The sequence below is a fragment of the Candidatus Poriferisodalis sp. genome (assembly GCF_965262965.1).
In the GTDB taxonomy this organism is placed as follows: domain Bacteria; phylum Actinomycetota; class Acidimicrobiia; order Acidimicrobiales; family Poriferisodalaceae; genus Poriferisodalis.
Map to the genome: position 1 here is coordinate 2946455 of NZ_OZ253573.1, position 15743 is coordinate 2962197.

The 15743-nt window shown below is 67.3% G+C and carries 16 protein-coding genes; 7 read left to right on the forward strand and 9 right to left on the reverse strand.

Annotation, left to right across the window (positions count from 1 at the left end):
- Positions 1 to 18: 18 nt before the first annotated feature.
- The 3 genes from ACQY5K_RS14200 to ACQY5K_RS14210 all read left to right on the forward strand — a co-directional run bounded on the left by ACQY5K_RS14200 (position 19) and on the right by ACQY5K_RS14210 (position 3420).
- Positions 19 to 537 (forward strand): hypothetical protein, encoded by a 519-nt coding sequence (locus tag ACQY5K_RS14200; protein ID WP_428116442.1) that lies wholly within the window; start codon positions 19 to 21, stop codon positions 535 to 537.
- 150 nt (positions 538 to 687) lie between these two features.
- Positions 688 to 1317 (forward strand): hypothetical protein, encoded by a 630-nt coding sequence (locus ACQY5K_RS14205; RefSeq protein ID WP_428116444.1) that lies wholly within the window; start codon positions 688 to 690, stop codon positions 1315 to 1317.
- Positions 1318 to 1734: 417 nt separating this feature from the next.
- Positions 1735 to 3420, forward strand: a complete 1686-nt coding sequence (locus ACQY5K_RS14210; RefSeq protein WP_428116447.1) for a cell wall-binding repeat-containing protein — start codon at positions 1735 to 1737, stop codon at positions 3418 to 3420.
- 369 nt (positions 3421 to 3789) lie between these two features.
- Here the strand turns inward: ACQY5K_RS14210 and ACQY5K_RS14215 are convergent, their stop codons facing one another.
- Positions 3790 to 4527 (reverse strand): SDR family oxidoreductase, encoded by a 738-nt coding sequence (locus ACQY5K_RS14215; protein WP_428116450.1) that lies wholly within the window; start codon positions 4525 to 4527, stop codon positions 3790 to 3792.
- 100 nt (positions 4528 to 4627) lie between these two features.
- On the opposite strand from ACQY5K_RS14215, the gene ACQY5K_RS14220 reads away from it, so the two are divergent.
- On the forward strand, positions 4628 to 6160 hold the full coding sequence (locus ACQY5K_RS14220; RefSeq protein ID WP_428116453.1) for a DUF3179 domain-containing (seleno)protein: 1533 nt from the start codon (positions 4628 to 4630) through the stop codon (positions 6158 to 6160).
- Positions 6161 to 6328: 168 nt separating this feature from the next.
- On the opposite strand, the gene ACQY5K_RS14225 is transcribed toward ACQY5K_RS14220, so the two are convergent.
- Positions 6329 to 7555 carry an IS110 family transposase gene (locus ACQY5K_RS14225; protein WP_428115133.1) on the reverse strand — a complete coding sequence of 409 codons (1227 nt, stop codon included), beginning with the start codon at positions 7553 to 7555 and terminating at the stop codon, positions 6329 to 6331.
- A 257-nt stretch (positions 7556 to 7812) separates the two neighbouring features.
- Between ACQY5K_RS14225 and ACQY5K_RS14230 the strand changes: the two genes are divergently transcribed.
- The gene (locus tag ACQY5K_RS14230; RefSeq protein WP_428116456.1) at positions 7813 to 7995 is read left to right on the forward strand and encodes a hypothetical protein; all 183 of its coding nucleotides are present in this window, start codon (positions 7813 to 7815) and stop codon (positions 7993 to 7995) included.
- 62 nt (positions 7996 to 8057) lie between these two features.
- Here the strand turns inward: ACQY5K_RS14230 and ACQY5K_RS14235 are convergent, their stop codons facing one another.
- The 3 genes from ACQY5K_RS14235 to ACQY5K_RS14245 form a co-directional block, all read right to left on the reverse strand.
- A complete protein-coding gene (locus ACQY5K_RS14235) occupies positions 8058 to 8180 on the reverse strand; it encodes a hypothetical protein (RefSeq protein ID WP_428116458.1) in 123 nt (40 codons plus the stop codon).
- 261 nt (positions 8181 to 8441) lie between these two features.
- The gene (locus ACQY5K_RS14240; RefSeq protein ID WP_428116461.1) at positions 8442 to 8738 is read right to left on the reverse strand and encodes a hypothetical protein; all 297 of its coding nucleotides are present in this window, start codon (positions 8736 to 8738) and stop codon (positions 8442 to 8444) included.
- Positions 8722 to 9057, reverse strand: coding sequence for an FAD-dependent monooxygenase (locus ACQY5K_RS14245; protein WP_428116464.1), 336 nt, complete (start codon positions 9055 to 9057; stop codon positions 8722 to 8724). Before ACQY5K_RS14245 ends, ACQY5K_RS14240 begins: the two co-directional genes overlap by 17 nt.
- A 112-nt stretch (positions 9058 to 9169) precedes the next feature.
- Between ACQY5K_RS14245 and ACQY5K_RS14250 the strand changes: the two genes are divergently transcribed.
- Positions 9170 to 10288: an HNH endonuclease gene (locus tag ACQY5K_RS14250; protein ID WP_428116467.1), complete on the forward strand. Its 1119-nt coding sequence runs from the start codon at positions 9170 to 9172 to the stop codon at positions 10286 to 10288.
- Positions 10289 to 10464: 176 nt separating this feature from the next.
- Here ACQY5K_RS14250 and ACQY5K_RS14255 read toward each other — a convergent pair whose 3' ends face one another.
- Entirely contained in the window at positions 10465 to 11046 is a 582-nt protein-coding gene (locus ACQY5K_RS14255) for an NADPH-dependent FMN reductase (protein WP_428116469.1), read from the reverse strand.
- Between the two features lie 41 nt (positions 11047 to 11087).
- Complete coding sequence (locus tag ACQY5K_RS14260) at positions 11088 to 11978, reverse strand: alpha/beta fold hydrolase (RefSeq protein WP_428116472.1); 891 nt, start codon at positions 11976 to 11978, stop codon at positions 11088 to 11090.
- A gap of 227 nt (positions 11979 to 12205) precedes the next feature.
- On the opposite strand from ACQY5K_RS14260, the gene ACQY5K_RS14265 reads away from it, so the two are divergent.
- Positions 12206 to 12367 carry a VOC family protein gene (locus ACQY5K_RS14265; RefSeq protein ID WP_428116475.1) on the forward strand — a complete coding sequence of 54 codons (162 nt, stop codon included), beginning with the start codon at positions 12206 to 12208 and terminating at the stop codon, positions 12365 to 12367.
- Positions 12368 to 12560: 193 nt separating this feature from the next.
- Here the strand turns inward: ACQY5K_RS14265 and ACQY5K_RS14270 are convergent, their stop codons facing one another.
- Both ACQY5K_RS14270 and boxB read right to left on the reverse strand, forming a co-directional pair.
- Entirely contained in the window at positions 12561 to 14300 is a 1740-nt protein-coding gene (locus tag ACQY5K_RS14270; protein WP_428116478.1) for a benzoate-CoA ligase family protein, read from the reverse strand.
- A 25-nt stretch (positions 14301 to 14325) separates the two neighbouring features.
- The gene (gene boxB, locus ACQY5K_RS14275; RefSeq protein ID WP_428116481.1) at positions 14326 to 15741 is read right to left on the reverse strand and encodes a benzoyl-CoA 2,3-epoxidase subunit BoxB; all 1416 of its coding nucleotides are present in this window, start codon (positions 15739 to 15741) and stop codon (positions 14326 to 14328) included.
- Positions 15742 to 15743: the final 2 nt, after the last annotated feature.

Below are 15743 nucleotides of genomic sequence, written 5' to 3' on the forward strand. Positions count from 1 at the left end.
GATGCTCAGCGAGGCCCGATGCCCAGTCCCGTCGAGACGACCGCCGCCATGACCGAACCGGCCGAACAGCCCACGCCCGACGGCTCGCCAGACAGCTCGCGGGCCTCCGACACTGGCACCGGCAGCTCGGCTGGCTTGGCTGGGTCAGCGGCCGGCTCGGCGCCCGCCGACGGCGCGGCGGCGCGGCGGGGCATGTCGCCGAATGCCGTGATCAGCGTGTTCGGCGGGCTGGCGACAACGCTGCTGGGCGCGCTCATCGGTCTGATGATGTGGCAGTTCAGCTCGCTCGGGAACCGCATCGACGCTCAGGGAGTCCGTATCGAGAACCTCGGAGCCGAGCTGCGCGTCGAGATGAGCGCACTGGAAGCTGAGCTGCGTGCCGAGATCGGTGGCCTGCGTGCGGAGATGCAGGCCGGCTTCCGGGAGGTCAACGCGATACTGCTGGACCACACCGACCGACTCGCCCGTCTTGAGACCGCCGCAGGGCTGCACCGCGGCATCGAGGTCCCCGAATCCCCGAGCGGGAACAACCCGTAGCTCCTCACCTATTGAGCGACTGCTGTGGTCCCGACGCAGGAATGGCGAGATACCATCGCCGCCGATTCCCGAATCGCGTGCTGGAGCCATGCTGCTGCTGAGACAAGCTGTGAACCGCTCGGGGTCGAGCCCGTCTGCACTGCGCTGCAGGTGGCCCCAAGCACGTACTACGCGGCCAAGCGCCGCGAGCGCGAGCCATCGGCGAGGGCAGTTCGCGGCGCAGTGCGGATGCAGGTTCTGTTGGCGCTGTGGGTCGCGAACCGCAAGGTCTGCGGGGCGCGCAAGCTGAGCAAGGCCGTCCGGCGCGCCGGTCACGAGATCGGCCCGATGCCCAGTCCCGTCGAGACGACCGCCGCCATGACCGAACCGGCCGAACAGCCCACGCCCGACGGCTCGCGGGCCTGCGACACTGGCACCGGCAGCTCGGCTGGCTTGGCTGGGTCAGCGGCCGGCTCGGCGCCCGCCGGCGGCGCGGCGGCGCGGCGGGGCATGTCGCCGAATGCCGTGATCAGCGTGTTCGGCGGGCTGGCGACAACGCTGCTGGGCGCGCTCATCGGTCTGATGATGTGGCAGTTCAGCTCGCTCGGGAACCGCATCGACGCTCAGGGAGTCCGTATCGAGAACCTCGGAGCCGAGCTGCGTGCGGAGATGCAGGCCGGCTTCCGGGAGGTCAACGCGATACTGCTGGACCACACCGGCCGACTCGCCCGTCTTGAGACCGCCGCAGGGCTGCACCGCGGCATCGAGGTCCCCGAATCCCCGAGCGGGAACAACCCGTAGCTCCTCACCTATTGAGCGACTGCTGTGGTCCCGACGCAGGAATGGCGAGATACCATCGCCGCCGATTCCCGAATCGCGTGCTAGAGCCATGCTGCTGCTGAGACAAGCTGTCCTCGAGTGGGATTGATGCGGCCTCGCAGGCGGGTTCCATGGCTGGCTGCCCTGGCTGGCTACGACGAGGTCTTCCGGGTGAGCGGCGTAAGCGGGGGCTTGGCACCGGCTTCCGAACCCGCAGCGCCGACGCTGGTGGGGGCCTATGCGCCCAATCACGAGGATCCGGTGCCGAGCGTCCGCACACATCAACGCTGCCCAGTAATCGGAGCCCAGTTGCGTAGAGTGCGAAGTCGGCATGAGGGCAGGCGCGAGGCAACGGTGACGAATCAGGCGCGGTGCCGCGGACATCGAGCAACACTCGGCGTGCTGAGCGTCATCCTGGCAGGTTCGATGCTGCTCACAGCTCAGCCCGCCGCCGCACAGAGCGCCAGCATCTCCACCGGGCGGGTCAACGGATTCAGCGTGTACGAGCTCGCCGCCAACGTCGCAGGCGGCACATGCGACACCGAGATCGGCTCGCACAGCGTGGCCTTGGCGTCGGGCGAGAACTGGCCCGACGCGCTGGCCGGTGCTGCGCTCGACCGACCCCTGCTCTTGACCAAGCAGACATTCCTGCCGGCGGTCACTCGGGCCTACCTCGGGCCATGTGCCGGTCACCCCAGTGCCAAGGTCATTATCTTGGGCGGCCCGGCTGCTGTGTCCGAAGGCGTCGCCGAGACCTTGCGGTCCATGGGTTTCCGGGTGGACCGGTACGCCGGCGACGACCGCTACGAGACCGCCCGCCGGGTAGCGCGCCAATTCGCCCCCGACACGATCGAGACCGTCTATCTCGCCTCCGGGGTCAACTTCGCCGACGCTGTCGCAGCCGCCCCCAGCGTCACCAAGGAAACCCCGCTCATCCTGACCACGCCCGACGAGCTCCACACACAGGCGGAGCGGTTCCTGGCCGACGAGGACCGAGAGGTCGAATCGGTCACGATCCTCGGGGGCTACGCAGCCATCTCCGCCGAGGTCGAAGAAGAGATCGAAGACCTCGGCATCGAGACGACCCGCATTGCCGGCGCAGACCGCTACGAGACGGCCACCCTGATCGCCCGACGTGTCTTCAACACGGCGGGCTGCCACCCCGTCACCGACGTCGCCGTCGCCAGCGGGACGATCCCGTTTGGCGGCCTGGCCGCGGGTGCGGTCCGCGGCCCCTGCCAGCCGCTGCTGCTCGCGCCCGACCCGAACGAACCCGTACCCGAGACGCTTGCCGAATTCGGGCGCGATTGGGCGCTCGCCAGCGGCAGCTCGGCGAGGTTGACCGTGACCGCGGTCGGCCTGTCGGCCACCATCAGTACGGACGCGCTCTCCGCAGTGGCGAACGGCGCGGTCCGCGGCTTGGGGGGATCCGACAGCTCCGGCTCTGGTGGCGACACACCCGACTGGGACGCAATTGCTCAATCGGTCGTTCAAGTTCGGTGCGTCAGCGTCGCCGGCGGCACGATCAAATCCGGGTCCGGCTTTGTCATCGGCGACGGCCGTCACATTGTGACCAATCACCATGTGGTCTTCGACAGTGAAGGGCGCGAGTGCCGCCGCATTCGGGCGTACCTGGGCGGCACCTTCGAACAGGCACCGGAGCGCTTCGTGCCTGTGGCGATCGTACGGGCAGCCGAGGCACGAGACCTCGCCCTGCTCGCCATGGACCCCGACGTGGAGACGCTGCCGACCGTGACCATTGCCGACGAGCCGCTGCGGGCAGGTGAGATGATCACCGCGTTGGGTTACCCGGGTATCGGTGGCGACACCATGACGCTCACCACGGGTCGCTACTCGGGCACAACCGAGATCGAAGGTGTGACGTGGATCAAGACCGACACACCGATTGCCCCAGGCAATAGCGGCGGCCCGGCTTTCAACGACCGGCGTGAGCTCATTGGCGTCCCTACGTTGCTGCGTCTGGCCATTACCGGTGGGGGCGGCGGTACCACGGTCGGCACGCTCGGCTTGCTGGCACCTGCCGTGGATGTGGTGAAGCTGCTCGCCGGCGACATCGGCGAGTAGCTCCGCACCGATGTGCAGTACCCGCGCCGATGAGCTGCTGGGGATCTTGCGGACAAAAGGTCTCACCGAGCTTCCCGAGCCGGTCCTTCGACGAACTCGGTGTGCCCTACTTCCCCATGGCCACCTACCAGGACATGGGCATCCCCGCCATCGGCACCGAAACCGCCGACTCCGCCACTGGGCATCAGCACACGACATCTACACTCAACTCACTTGCAACCACCGCTAGAGCTTGCCGAGGCTTGGCATGGCACCGTGGACGCTGGCGACCGTAAGAGCACACGCACTGCCCGGGTCATCCTCGCTGGCAGCGTGGAGCACTCGACCTCGGTCGAGCCCGTGGGCTGTGATCGTCCGCTCGACGATGCGTCAGACGGTGCGGAGGGTTTCGGTGTTGCCGTCCACGCTGAGGACTTGGCCTGACACGTAGCGGGCTGCGTCTGAGAGCAGCCAGGCGCAGGCTTCGCCGATGTCTGTGCCGGTAACGAGCGTGCGCATCGACACCTGGGCGGTGTAGCCGGCTTTGATCGCTGCGGGGCTGGCGCCGGTGGCGGTTGCTTCCCGCTCGATCACGCCTTCCATGCGCGGGCCTTCGACGGTGCCGGGGCACACGGCGTTGACGCGGATGCGACGCCCGCCGAGCTCCATTGCCCAGGTCTTGGTCAGCCCCACCACTGCCCACTTCGAGGCGGCATAGGGACTGCGCAGCGGGTAGCCGAAGATGCCCGCCGTGGAGACGATGTTGACGATCGAGCCCCCTTCGCCCAGCAATGGCACCGCCGCTGCAGTGCATCGGAAGGTGCTGCCGACGTTGACGCGCACGCAGTGATCGAACGCCGCTGGGTCGAGATCTTCCACCCCGCCCGTCGGGCCTGCGATGCCGACGTTGTTGACCAGCCCGTCGATGCCGCCCATCTTGGCGGCGGCTGCCTCGAACAGCCGGGCCACATCGGCCTCGTCGGCGACGTTGTAGTGCCCGTCGACGGCGGTATCGGGGTCGATGTCGGCACCGAACACAACGGCCCCGTATCGGCGGGCAGCGGCCGCAATGGCTGCGCCGATGCCTGCGCCGGCCCCGGTCACCACGATTCGCTTGCCTTCCAGCATGAGCGGCACGCTACGAGCCAGCGAGGACCCGCCTCGACGGCGGGAGTTTGTGGTGAGCAGGGGCGGCATCTACCGCCTCACCGCGTCATAGTGTGGCCGCGTGCGGTTCCGCTTCTTCGCCCCGCTGATCGGAGCCGCACTGCTGGCCGCGGCCTGTGCCGCTAGCGACACGGGTACACCGACATCTACCGTGACCCCGACGTCGGTGGCTGAGGCGGCCGAGGATCCCGTCCAGCAGACCGCTCCGGCCACCACTTCGGCTGGCGCTCCGGCGACGGTGGCAGAGTCGGATTCCGATGCCGTGCTGCTGGACCCACGAGAGAGCGGGGCGCTGCGGAATCACCTCGGGTACGCGTTCCCGCTTCCACCTGAGGTGCCGACGGGCCCGATCGCACAGACCGCAATCGACGACCTCGAGTTTGTCTGGTCCAGTTTCCAAAGCGAAGTCGGATTCAGCGGCACTTCCGTCGCAAGGCTCGCCCAGTCGGGAGATCCGAGACTGGCCTGGATTCTCTCGGACCTGCTCAGGTTCTTCCCCCGTGGCGACATCGCGGACGGGGCCGTCTCGGCCTTCCAGTCGCTGACCGGCGCCCGGCTGGCCGACGATCCGGTGGCCGCGAGGAGTTCGTGGCAGTCGGTAACCGATCACTTATTCGCGTGGGATCTGCCCGCCTTCGACGGCTACAACGACTATAAGGAGCGGCTGTTCACGCTGGTCGAGCCGGGTTGGCAGCCGTTCTTCGATGACGCCGATTCCGAGATCGACTGGCGCATCGTGAGCTGGGGCGGGGTGCTGATCGACAACCGTCAACTCGGCGACGCCCGCCCGTGCCCGAGGGGCTGCATCCCAGCGCTCGACGACCCTGCGGTCACCGACGCCTCGGGAGGTTCGTGGTACCCCGACGACGGCATCGTGTTCGCCGTCATCATCGGCGATGAGGCCCGGGCGTACCCGCGCCACATCATGGAAATCCACGAGATGGTCAACGACACGCTCGGGGGGCGCCGCATCGGCATGCCCTACTGCACGCTGTGCGGCTCGGCGCCGGCCTACTTCACCGATGCGGTTCCCGATGGCGTAGCAGTGCCCGTTCTGCGGACATCGGGGTTGCTGTCACGGTCGAACAAGGTGATGTACGACCTCGTCACCAAGTCGGTGTTCAACACGTTCACCGGCCGGGCGGTCTCGGGGCCGCTTCGTGAGCAAGGCATCGTGCTGCCTCAGGCCACTGTGGTCACCACCACCTGGGGTGAGTGGCAGGCCGCCCATCCCGACACGACGATCGTGGCTTCCGATGGGGGGATCGGCCGCCAGTACCCGTTCAACCCGCTGGGCGGCCGCGACGACAACGGGCCCATCTTCCCGGTCGGCGACGTCGACGGTCGCCTCAGTGTCCACGACCAGGTGTTCGGCGTGGTGCTCGACGACGGCACCCCGGTTGGGTTTCCTGTCGCCGCAGCGGTGGCTGCGCTCGAAAACGGCGGGACGGTGGAACTCGGCGGTGTGACGCTGCATCTCGACGGCGGCGGGCTGCGAGCCGTCGACGCTGACGGTGCGGAGATCGACGGTCACCAGTCGTTCTGGTTCGCCTGGAGCCAATTCATGGCCGACACGCTGTTGTGGGAGCCCTAGGCCACGGGTTGACCCCGGAGCCCTCTGCCCGCGCCGCCTTCTGATCGGCGGAGTCGTCGAGGCACACCGATCCGTCTCGAATTGCGGAGCTGCTGTTGGCGACCGTTGACGTTGGCTTTATGCCGATATTCAGAACATGCCGTGTGTTCTTGATGCTCCTATGGTTCGTCAAGCGGCGGGTTGGAGTGTGTTGAGCCAGTCGCGGTAGGCGGGTATGAGGGGGTGGTGGGGTGCTTTGCCGCGTTCGATCACCGAGATGGTTGCGGGCCAGGTGTTGAGCTGGTCGGCGGCGTGGGCGAGGCTGAGGCCTGCTGCTTGTCGTCGGTGTCGCAGCTCGCCTGGGTTGTCGGCGCTGTTGGTGTGGTGGGGGTCGGCGAGCAGGGCGAAGACTTCTCGGGCGATGTAGCGCTTGAGGCATCGGATGATCTCTCGGCGTGATTTGCCTTCTGTTTGGCGGCGGGCGGCGTAGGCGCGTGTTCGGGGGCAGGTGGCGAGGCGGACCATGGCGATGCGCCACAGGGCGTGGTTGGCCTGGCGGTTCCCGCCGGGGTTGAGGCGGTGGCGGGTGGTCTTGCCTGATGACGCCTCGACGGGTGATGCGCCGCACAGCGCCGCGAACGCGGCTTCGGTGGTGAGCCGGGCGGGGTTGTCGCCGGCTGCGATGAGCAGGATCGACGCCGTGTCGGCGCCGATGCCTTTGGCGGCTCGCAGCGCCGGGTTGGCGGTGTTGGTGAGCTTGTCGAGATGGCGGCGCAGCTCGTCGAGGTCGGCGTCGAGGGCCTGGTATTGGCGGGCCAGGGTGCGCAACGCGATCTTTGCCGCCTCGGCGGGCTCGGCGGGGTCGCCGGGACGGAACCGAGCGCACCGAGCCACCCGCTGCGCAGTGGTGAGCGGCTCCAGGGCGCTGCGCAGCCGGTCGGGAGCGGTGACGATGAGATCGCGGATCTGATTGGAGATGCGGGTGCGATGAGCACGCGTCGAGCACAACACGACCCGGATCGCCCGGATCGACTCCACAATCCCGTCGCCGCCCTTGGGAACGGTGGCCGCCTCGCCGTTGAGCGCAGCGCGTGCCGCGGCCTCGGCGTCGACGGTGTCGGACTTGCCGCGGCGGCGACGCATCTGACGGTTCGGCCGGTTCACCTCGACCACCTCGACACCCGAGCCGACCAGGTGGCGCGTCAGCCCCGCCCCATAAGAGCCGGTGCCCTCCACGCCGACGCGCACCACAGGGCCGAACGACCCCAGCCACTCTGCGAGCCGGCGATACCCCGCCGGGTCCGCCCCGAACGACGCCGTGGCGAGCACCCGGCCCGCCTGGTCGGCCGCCGCAGCGACATGGACCTCCTTGTGCGTGTCGACGCCCCCGTAGACGCCGACCGCCTCATCAGCCATGATGAACCCCTGCCTTTCTCCCTAACCGGGTGATCAAGGCACCACCGGCCGGGACGGCGGACAGCACAGCCACGGTGCATAGCCAAGGCTCCTATCAAGTCACGTCCGCCCGACCGGCCGGTGCGCGCCAGCAGCCAGGACACCGAGCCGACAAATCACGAAAAAGGCACAAAGCCCGTGACACCCTGGGTCAGACCCGGGCCCGACTGCTGACCCCAACATCATGGCTGTGACACCCCGCTTCTACGTTCTCGTGTATGGAAAAGATGTTTGGGACGGATGGGAAGTGCGTGGTCGCTACAGGAGTGGACGGGTCGCGCAAGGAGTGGCTGCGACACCGTCTGTCGCTTGCATTGCTCAAGTCGATCGTCGGCCAGCTCGGAGGGGAGGTTGAGATTACGGCCGTGATTGACAACCGTCGCATCCTGATCGAGGCGTGAGTCGGAGGTGGCCATTTGGCTCTGACCCCTGCGCGGCCGGCGAGCTCGTGGCGCTGAGCTGCCTATGGATCCATCTGGACGACGAGGCTGGCCCTCGACTTGGTCGTCTTCACGAGTTCGGCATTCTTCTCGTCGGAACTGTGCCCGAACGTCTCAGCGGCCTGCGGAGCCTTCCCGAATTTCACATGACGATCGATGAGGCGCCGTCGCCGGATTGCATCGTCGAGCTCGACGTAGGCACAGAGGTCGAGGAGGTCGCTGAACTGTGTCCACGACTGAGTCGTCTGTCGGGCGGGCGATTCGCTCTACGAGGTGCACGAATCCCCATGCATCGAACGTTTCGGGGGCGCCCTTTCTGCCCGCGAGGCCGTTCTTTTCGATGATGTCCTGGGCGAGGTGGAAGCTGATGAGCTCTTGATCATCGCCTCCCGTGTTCTGCCTTTCTCTCATTGCGCGAGCAGGGTGTCGAGCGCGGCCATGGCGGCGGCGGTCGTTGCATGGGGGTCGCGCCAGGCGACGTGGCCGTCGGGTCGGATCAGCACGGCGCCTCGTTGGCCCGGCCGAGCGGTGGGGGCGTAGTCCGACACGGGGTCGTTCACCTGCGGCGGCGGGGTGCCGTCACCGATCAGGCATCCCTGTTCGTAGTGGAGCCCGAGGTCCATGCCGAGCCAGTTCCCGTAGCGCGCCGACGCCTCGAGGGCCTCGCGCACCTGCTCGGCGGTCGCATCACCGGATTCGAACACCCCCCGGATCCGTCCGACGCTGCGGGCGTTCTCGAAAGAGCGCTGCGCGTTGTAGGCCGCTATGGGGGGTCGCTCGGTCTCGTAGCTGTCGAGGAGCCGATCGCCGGCGTGGCCGGCTCACGGCGTCGATCTCGTCGAGCAGGCCCCACTGGCGCATCAGTTCGGCGGTTCGGACGTTGACCGATCGAGCCCGAGGATGGGGGTTCACGCCGCTGCGACGCTCCACGACGATCGTGTCGAGTCCCATGCGTGCGAGCAGGATCGCCATCGCGAGCCCGGCGGGTCCTGCGCCGACGACGAGCACGGTTGCGTCAGGCATGGTGCACCGTACCGACGAACCGAATGCCTCGGCTGAAGTGGCGACGGCAGTGTATTGATGTTTCAGTAGGTTTCAAGTGTTCTTGTGACACCTCCATTCTACGGTTGCATGCATGGAAACGACCGGCGTGACGGGCGGGGTGTGCGTAGCTGCGGCGGACGCGGCTGGGTTGTCTGACGGGGGGTTGCGAGGCCGTCTGCGGGTGATCGGGCAGGCGGAATCCGCGTTGGCGGCGATGAAGGCCGCTGTGCTGGGCGAGATCGCTCGCCGTGAAGATGCCGAACGCGCTGAGCGGGCCGCCCGCGATGTGCTCGGTGCGCCCCGCCGCGATGCCAAGCGAGACGTAGAGCTTGGGGTGCAGTTGCGCACCCTCGATGTTGTGCGGCGGGCATTGGACGAGGGGGCGATGCCGCTCGCGCATGCGCGGCTCATCGCCCGGGCCGCGGCCGAGGGGCCGATCGACGAGGAGATGCTGGCCGACGCTGCACGCATCCAGAGCTACGAGCAGTTCGCACGCACGGTGCGGCGCCACCAGGCCGACGTCAGCATCGACGACGGCAAGTCGCTGCTGGATCACCAGCGCGAGCAGCGCTCCGGGCGGGTGTTCACCAGTTCGGACAATGGCATGGTGGTGCTGGGCGCCGAATTCGATCCGATCACCGGTGCGCAGCTCGCCTCGGCGATCTCCGCCAAGGAACGCGAGCTGTGGCGCAGCGAAGACCCTGCAGCGCGGCGCAGCCCGCAGCAGCGCACGGCCGACGCCATCGCCGAGCTGATCCTCGAGCTTGACGGCAAGCGGCCTTCGGGCACAGCGCTGTTGATCGTGGCCGACTACGACGTGGTGCAAGGCGAGCTCAAGCGTGCCCGTCTTGGCGATGGAACCCCCATTCCCATCGACGAGCTCATCAAACGGGCGTGTGACGCCGACATCCTGCCCGCAGTGTTCAGGGCCGCGGCCGACGAAATGCGCCTGGGCCGGAGGCGACGCACTGCGAGCGATGCCCAACGTGTCGCCTTGGCCTTCCGAGACCAAGGCTGCGTGGGCTGCGGCAAGTCGCCCAACTACTGCGAAGCGCACCACATCATCCCCTGGAAGGTGGGCGGACGCACCGACTTGAACAACCTGGTGCTGGTCTGCAACGGCTGCCACCACCACATCCACGACGACGGCTGGATCATCCACCGAAACCGGTCAACGGGCCGCTACGAACTGAGGCCCCCCGGCAGCTGATGCTGTGGCCGATGAACGCTGGCCGGTCTCGGTCAAGGGTGTACTCGGCTGGGACGGCCGGGCTGCTCACACCGGCCGAACTCGCTAATGCCCCCATCCCGAGCGGCTATCTCCGAGCGATCGAATCGGTGGCCGGCGAGTGACCCGGCCTTCGGGCACAGCGACGGCTGCAGGACTCAGGAATCAGATTCTTCGGCAACAACGGTGGCGAACGTCGCGAGAGCGTCTCGCAATTGGACGTCGAGCTCGGGATTGGCGAGGGTCCCCGTTGCGGTGTCGAAGTTCTCGTCGAACCTAGGGATCGACAGGCTGGCCAGCACGTCGTTGCCGAAATACTGGGCGAGGTGGGCTGCGGACCGCAGCACGAAGCCGCCCCCGCCACCACCGGGAGAAGTGGAGAGCATGACGATCGGTTTGTCGTGGTACACGCGCATGTTGATCCGTGACGCCCAGTCGAAAACGTTCTTGTAGGCGACCGTGTAGGAGCCATTGTGCTCCGCGAACGAGATCAGCAGCGCGTCGGCGGCGCCGATCGTGTCGTAGAAGTCGTGGGCCGGCTGGGGGATCCCGTCAGCGTTCTGGCGGTCGATGCTGTAGATCGGCATCTCGAAGTCGTTCAGGTCGATTGTGCGGACCTCCACCTCGCGGGCCGGGACGCCCTCGACCAGCCCATCGGTAAGCAGGCGGATGGCGTAGTCGACGAGCTGTCGGTTGATCGACTGGCTGCTGGTGGAGGCGGCGAAAGCCAGGAGTTTCATGTCAGGAGCTTCACTTCGTCATGTCCCGGTTCAGGTCGATCTCATGGACGTGGGCTGGCGTGAGCGGTGTGGCTGATGATGGCGTCGATGATGAGCGGCCACAGCGGCTTCGGCAGATCGTGACCCATGTCTCCGAGGAACAACAGGTTGGCGCTCGGCACGAGCTCGGCGGTGCGCTCACCGCCCTTGGGCAGGATGAGCTCGTCGTCGCGGCCGTGGATCACCAGTGTCGGGACACGAAGCTGGCGGAGTCCCGCAGCACGAGGCGGTGATCCTCGAACGGCCGACATCTGCCGGCTGAGACCCTCGGGGTAGAACATGCGGTCGTACGACGCGGCGAGCAGCTCGGCAGCGAGATCGGCGTCGAAGTAGCGGCGACTGCTGCCGATCTTGCGCGAAGCGACGCCGGCGGCGATGAACTCGTCGCGATCGGTCGGCCACGGCGCCATGAGCGCTGCGCCGGCCTCAGGCGAGGACTCGAAATACTCGGGCTCGCCCGTCGTCGACATGATCGAGGTCATCGTCAGCACCCGGTCGGAGTGATCGATGGCCATCTGCTGGACGATCATCCCTCCCATCGACACGCCGGCGATGTGCGCCGCATCAATGTCCAGGTAATCGAGAAGTCCAACCGCGTCGTCGGCGAACGTCGACAGCGTGTACGGCACCGGCGGCAGCGGCTCTCCCGCCGCCGCAGCCTTTGTGACTGCACGCAGGTCGACCTCGACGCCGTCCAGATGCGTCGACAGCCCGACGTCCCGATTGTCGAAACTGACAACGAACCGTCCCTGTTCCGCGAGACGCTCCCGGAATCCGGCGAACCACCCAAGAATCTGCGAGGAGTACCCGTTCACCAACAACAGCGCCGGATCGGCCCGATCCCCGTGGGTCTCGTAGTACAGCTCGATGCCGTTGGCGGGTGCATGGGGCATACGTCAGGCTCCTGTTCGGGGCGTCGCGCCGGTCGCGCCGGGTTCGTCGCAACGGTGACGGGCGCCGACCATTGTGCGCTGCCAGCTGCGCCCAGACACGTGCGAACGTCGGCTCGAAGGAATGTGTCGGTCGCAGGCTCCACAAGTTGTGGGTCAAGACTCTGCACACCGGCGGCTGCAAACGCAGCCCCGATGCGACTCTCGGCGGGTGACCTATCGTTCGGGCTATGCGACGGATGCACATCGGGCTGCAGGTCGACAACCTGGACGAATCGATCGTGTTCTACACGCGGCTGTTCGGCACCGATCCCACCCTGCGGCGCTCCGACTATGCCAAGTGGATGCTCGACGAGGGCTACGGCACCGCCGAGATGCCCGACCCCAGCTGAGCACTCCCTGTCGGACCCGCGCCCTGCATGGCGGCAATAGCGAAACAGGCCCTCGGCCAGGAGCGGTCGCTTGTCGCTATCGCGACCACCCAGCAGAGCACTGCCACAACGATGCACATACACAGCGCTGTCCCGTACGGCGTTCCCGTCAGAGGGTTGTTGATGACGGCATAGCTGTTGCCAGCACCGCCGCTCACGAAGGCTGCTGCCGAATCCGCCACGGTGCCTCGATCCGCCCTCGGGCGTTCGCCTCGGTGAGCCGGTTGCGGAGCTCGAACCGCTTGATCTTGCCCGTCGCTGTCTTCGGGAACTCGTCGACCACGTGGATCTGGCGAGGCCGCTTGAACGCTGCCATCCGGTTGCGGCAGTGCTGTTCGAGCAGTGCCGTGTCGATCGATGCTCCCGTTGCGGTCACGACGAACGCCACCACGGTCTCGAGGCCCTGGTCGTTCCGGGCGCCCACCACGGCGGCCTCGAGGACGGATTCGTGCTCGATAAGCGCGCTCTCGACCTCGGCGGGGGAAACCCAGATGCCTCCTGCCTTGATCATGTCGTTGTTGCGGCCCAGGAACGTCCAGTGGCCAGCAGCAGACCGGTTGTACACGTCGCCGGTGCGCACCCAGCCCTCGCGGAACGCGGCCGCGGTCGCTTCGGGACGCTGCCAGTAGCCCGTGGCGGCCGATGGCCCTCGGACGTGGAGGTAGCCCGGGGTGTCGGGTTCGGTGACGAGGTTGTCGTTGTCATCTCGGAGTTCTGCCTCGTAGCCCGGAACGACGTGACCGCTCGAGCCCGGGACCTGTTCGTCGAGCGAGTTCGAGATGAAGATGTGCAGCAGCTCGGTGGATCCGATGCCGTCGAGCACAGGGCTTCCGGTCAGCTCGGCAAAGCGGGTCTGGACGTTGGCCGGCAGGGATTCGCCCGCCGTCACGGTCGCCCGGACGGTGCCGAAGGTCGACGGCGGGGGATTGGCGTCGAGCATGGCGGCGCAGAATCCGGGGCTGGAGAAGAACAGCGTCGGCCGCTCGTCAGTGATGAGCTCGGCCATGAGCGCCGGGGTCGGCGGCGAGGGGCAAAGGATGGCGGTGGCGCCCATGGCGAACGGAAACGTGAGGGAGTTGCCCAGGCCGTAGGCGAAGAAGAGCTTCGCGACCGACAGGCAGCGGTCGTCGGGGGTGACGTCGAGCACTCGTGAGGCATACGTCTCGACGGTCGCGGGGAGATTCCCGTGCAAGTGCATGACGCCCTTGGGCGTTCCGGTCGTCCCGCTGGAGTAGAGCCAGAAGGCCTGCGAGCCCCGGGTGGTGGGTGCGACCGGAGCCTCCATGACGTTGCCGGCGTCGCTGGTGTTGGCGTCGTCGTCGGCCGCGCTGGCCGCGCTGGTGTTGGCGTTGTCGTCGGCCGCGCTGGCCGCGCTGGTGTTGGCGTTGTCGGTGGTGTCGGTGGCTCTGGTAGAGCTGTTGGCGTAGGACCAGGCCCGGACGTCGATATCGCGGCCGAGCGCTGCCGCCACCGACGTCGCGTCGCCGCTCACCACAATGTGCAGCAACTCCGGCGCCGCAGCCGCAATGTCAGCCGCGACGCCCGCAAACGTGTCGGAAATGGCCAGCACCCGGGCCCCGCAGTCGGCCACGATTCCCGCCAGCGATGTGCCTTCGAGCATCGTCGACAACGGGATGGGCACCGCACCGGCGCGCAGGGCGCCAAGAAACAGCGCCGGGAATGTCTCGTCGTCCTGGACGACCATCGCAACTCGGTCCCCGGCCCGCACCCCGAGGTCGTCGAGGAGCCACTGGGCGCGCCACATCTCTGCCAGCAACTCGGCGTAGGTCGTCGACCGGCCCCCGCAGCGGATGGCGACACGGTCGCCCCTGCCTTCGTCGACGTGGCGGTCCACCAACCAGGCCGCTGCGTTGAACTCGTCGGTGTCGGCCACTGGACCCCCCAGCCCTCTCGCGAACTCAGACCTGCACATACTCGTAGTCGATGGGTTTGCGGTGGATGCCACGCGTCGGCGGCGCCACCCATCCCGCCATCTTGCCCGGCTCGGTCACACCGGTCATCACCGACTGCACATGCGCCCGATCGTCGTCGCTGGGCAGCCAGTCATCGACGCCCGCGCTCCACTCCGCATCGTCGAGCAGCCGCCCGTCGGGGCTCACGTGGTGGTCCCTGAACGTGCCGACGTTGCGGTGGAAGCCGATGTGCGGCAGCTCGAGCCCGAAGTCGATGCCGGCGTCGCTGAGCGTGCGGTTCCAGCGTTGGAGACCCTTGCGGCAGTCCTCGCTGTAGTCCTCACGCAGCGTTTCGTTGAGTGCGGCCAGCTGGGTGACTTCACGGCTGCCGATCCTGCCCTCGCTGCACTCGGGAACCAGGCGATGGACGTTCTTGAGCAGGTGGTCGTCGCGGCGACGCTCCTCCTGAAAGCGGCCCTTGAGGCCCGACGCGAAGTAATTGGCGGCGTTCGTCGACGTCTCCGAGCCGAACAGGTCGAGCGACACCGCGTAATGGAAGTTGACGTACTTCTGGAGCAAGTCCAGGTTGAAGCCGCCATAGGGATGCACGTCGTCGGTGTCGTGCTGGCGCATCAACTCGACGGTGCGCTGGACCACCCGGCCCACCCCCGAGGCCCCGACGAACATGTGATAGGCCTCCTCCTTGAGCATGAAATCGCACGTGCGCGAGAGGGGATCGAACGCCGATTCGCGCAGCGACGCCAGCTGGTACTTGCCGTCACGGTCGGTGAAGTAGGTGAACATGAAGAACGAAAGCCAGTCGGGCGTCTCCTCGTTGAAGGCGCCCAGGATGCGCGGGTTGTCACTGTCGCCCGAGTGGCGTTCGAGCATCTCGTCGGCTTCGTCGCGGCCGTCGCGGCCGAAGTAGCCGTGGAGCAGGTACACCATCGCCCACAGGTGGCGGCCCTCCTCGACGTTGATCTGGAACAGGTTCCGCATGTCATACAGCGATGGTGCCGTGAGCGCGAGGTGGCGCTGCTGCTCCACCGATGCCGGTTCGGTGTCGCCCTGGACCACGAGCAGGCGCCTCAGGTCTGACCGAAACTCGCCGGGCACCTCCTGCCACACCGGCTGGCCCTTGTGGTCGCCGAATGCGATCGTGCGGCCGGGCTCGGCATCGGCGAGGAAGATGCCCCATCGGTAGTCGGGCATCTCCACGTGTCCGAAGTTGGCCCAGCCGTCCTGGCCCACGTCGATGGCGGTGCGCAGGTACACCCGGTTGCGCTGGAACGCAGACGGTCCAAGTTCTTCCCACCACCGGATGAACTTCGGCTGCCATTGTTCGAGCGCTCGCTGAAGCCGGCGATCACCCGCAAGGTTGACGTTGTTCGGGATCTTGGCATCGATGTCGACGGACGTCATCG

Coding starts and splice junctions, on each gene's coding strand:
- ACQY5K_RS14200 (WP_428116442.1), top strand. CDS start 19: ATGCCCAGTCCCGTCGAGACGACCGCCGCCATGACCGAACCGGCCGAA.
- ACQY5K_RS14215 (WP_428116450.1), bottom strand. CDS start 4,527: ATGCTGGAAGGCAAGCGAATCGTGGTGACCGGGGCCGGCGCAGGCATC.
- ACQY5K_RS14225 (WP_428115133.1), bottom strand. CDS start 7,555: ATGGCTGATGAGGCGGTCGGCGTCTACGGGGGCGTCGACACGCACAAG.
- ACQY5K_RS14230 (WP_428116456.1), top strand. CDS start 7,813: ATGGAAAAGATGTTTGGGACGGATGGGAAGTGCGTGGTCGCTACAGGA.
- ACQY5K_RS14245 (WP_428116464.1), bottom strand. CDS start 9,057: ATGCCTGACGCAACCGTGCTCGTCGTCGGCGCAGGACCCGCCGGGCTC.
- ACQY5K_RS14250 (WP_428116467.1), top strand. CDS start 9,170: ATGGAAACGACCGGCGTGACGGGCGGGGTGTGCGTAGCTGCGGCGGAC.
- ACQY5K_RS14255 (WP_428116469.1), bottom strand. CDS start 11,046: ATGAAACTCCTGGCTTTCGCCGCCTCCACCAGCAGCCAGTCGATCAAC.
- ACQY5K_RS14260 (WP_428116472.1), bottom strand. CDS start 11,978: ATGCCCCATGCACCCGCCAACGGCATCGAGCTGTACTACGAGACCCAC.
- ACQY5K_RS14265 (WP_428116475.1), top strand. CDS start 12,206: ATGCGACGGATGCACATCGGGCTGCAGGTCGACAACCTGGACGAATCG.
- boxB (WP_428116481.1), bottom strand. CDS start 15,741: ATGACGTCCGTCGACATCGATGCCAAGATCCCGAACAACGTCAACCTT.